The 1,673-nt window shown below is 40.1% G+C and carries 5 protein-coding genes; all 5 read right to left on the bottom strand.

From position 1 onward, the window contains the following. Window positions 1-3: 3 nt before the first annotated feature. Window positions 4-405, bottom strand: coding sequence for a RusA family crossover junction endodeoxyribonuclease (locus tag Q9Q35_RS06055; RefSeq protein ID WP_119448332.1), 402 nt, complete (start codon window positions 403-405; stop codon window positions 4-6). A gap of 167 nt (window positions 406-572) precedes the next feature. Beyond that, on the bottom strand, window positions 573-722 hold the full coding sequence (locus Q9Q35_RS06050) for a hypothetical protein (protein WP_304652589.1): 150 nt from the start codon (window positions 720-722) through the stop codon (window positions 573-575). An 88-nt stretch (window positions 723-810) separates the two neighbouring features. Continuing rightward, window positions 811-1,032: a DUF6877 family protein gene (locus Q9Q35_RS06045; protein ID WP_160279732.1), complete on the bottom strand. Its 222-nt coding sequence runs from the start codon at window positions 1,030-1,032 to the stop codon at window positions 811-813. A gap of 43 nt (window positions 1,033-1,075) precedes the next feature. Next, a complete protein-coding gene (locus Q9Q35_RS06040) occupies window positions 1,076-1,336 on the bottom strand; it encodes a hypothetical protein (RefSeq protein WP_112286340.1) in 261 nt (86 codons plus the stop codon). Window positions 1,337-1,339: 3 nt separating this feature from the next. Further along, a partial coding sequence (locus Q9Q35_RS06035) for a hypothetical protein (RefSeq protein ID WP_304652588.1) occupies window positions 1,340-1,673 on the bottom strand: 334 nt, incomplete at its 5' end.

Here is a 1,673-nt window from a genome sequence, read left to right as displayed (position 1 = left end):
GTCTTACAACTCTGTCACCGTGATCTCGATATGCGGATCATCGGAGTAATACTTGTGTGCATGTAGATCAACTATGCGTGCGTCATCTGTCCATAAAATGCCGTTTAAGGCGTCTAACGTACTTTTGATGTAATTATCCAAATCTGGTTTTACTGTTGGTCTATGCTCACCTGAGAGTCTTCTGGAGCGTTCTATCTTTGATAGTGACTTCTGCAATGGACGATAGAAAGAAATTTCGACTTCGATTGCTCCATCAGCTCTATCACCGCGATAGAGTTCTTTTGCTAGTCGATAGAGCTCTTTCTTGTACTTCGACACTTTCGGCGGATCGTACACTCTGATACTTCTGCCATATCTTGTAGCTCTTGGACGTGCCTGCTCGACCGGTTCGATATGAAGTATCATCGTTTCTTCTGTTTATTCAAAGCGACCAGCTCAATCAAGATCAAGCTCAGCAAGAACGCACACAAGAAACCGACACTGACGATTGCTTGCAACATGTCACCTACAAACATGTTCCAGAAAATCGATGCAACGATGATTACAAACGCGATTAAATTATACTTACTCATTTACTGTCCCCTATCTTCGTTATTTTTCCTAATTTCTCTTATCACTGCTCCTACTACCACTGCGATAAATGCCAAAACAAATACAATTCCCAAAACTGTACTCACAATAAGTAGCACGAGAAAGGTGTTTACCAACAAATCAATCAACATTTACATCACCTCACTCATTAATTGCATACCCGATAAAAATTCCGATCGCTAGAAAAGCTCCAGCGATCACGATTGTTAATGCTGTCATTTACTCAACTCCCAAAACAAACTTTTTAAAATTCTCCAAATATCTTACTTGTTGCCATAAGTAAGGATCATTATCATCCGCTGGTGTATGCGATAGATAGTAATCGCTTGTACGTTTAATTACATCTTCGATCACCGACATCGGATAGCTGTACTTACTTAGCAACTCAGCTATTCTTTCTTTAGCTGTCACCTTTGTTCTCCTTTCAAAAAAGCGGACCACCGTGTTTTGCTCCTCTGATCACCAAAGATAGGACGTTGCCCAATCACTCTTCTTCCTCCACTAATTCATAAGTCTTCTCAAAAATTTCTTTCTTGATTGCCCAATGCTCACCATCGAATCCAGTAGCAATATAATCGCCTACATCAAACTTCATATCGCCTTCTAGCGTTTTCAAAGAATAACCAGGTGGCAAAATTTCTGAAATAAACGGTGCATACTGAATTGGATATCTCATCATCATTTCAAACGATCCGTCAAATTGTTCAGCTTTGATCGTTGCTGTCTTTCTATACTCTTTTAGCATTTCTCATTCCTCCAATTCATCTTCAGGTACTTCGACCTTTAACACGTTGAGATTAAGCCCTTTGGCTCGTGGATCTTTTTGCATCTCGTCGATTTCATCTTGCGTAAATTGTGATCGTCCCATTTCCGTCGGTGTTCCGCCTCCCCAATACCACGAGTCATTATAACGATCTACCCTTAAATACTCATCATCAAAGTTCAGTTTGATATAATACTTTCTCTCTTTGACCACATAATTACCTAAGACGTAAGCCCGCATAATTCTTTTTGTAAAAGCCCATCGGTCAATCTCTGGATATTTTGTAGCCTGTTCAGCCAACCTGCTAAAAAACTCTAGG

It is taken from the genome of uncultured Ligilactobacillus sp. (genome assembly GCF_948826705.1).
GTDB lineage: Bacteria > Bacillota > Bacilli > Lactobacillales > Lactobacillaceae > Ligilactobacillus.
This window is presented reverse-complemented; position numbering and strand designations above follow the sequence as displayed.

What these genes read in the sequence shown, in the direction of transcription:
- Q9Q35_RS06055 (WP_119448332.1), bottom strand. Translation starts at nt 405, where the DNA reads ATGATACTTCATATCGAACCGGTCGAGCAGGCACGTCCAAGAGCTACA.
- Q9Q35_RS06050 (WP_304652589.1), bottom strand. Translation starts at nt 722, where the DNA reads ATGTTGATTGATTTGTTGGTAAACACCTTTCTCGTGCTACTTATTGTG.
- Q9Q35_RS06040 (WP_112286340.1), bottom strand. Translation starts at nt 1,336, where the DNA reads ATGCTAAAAGAGTATAGAAAGACAGCAACGATCAAAGCTGAACAATTT.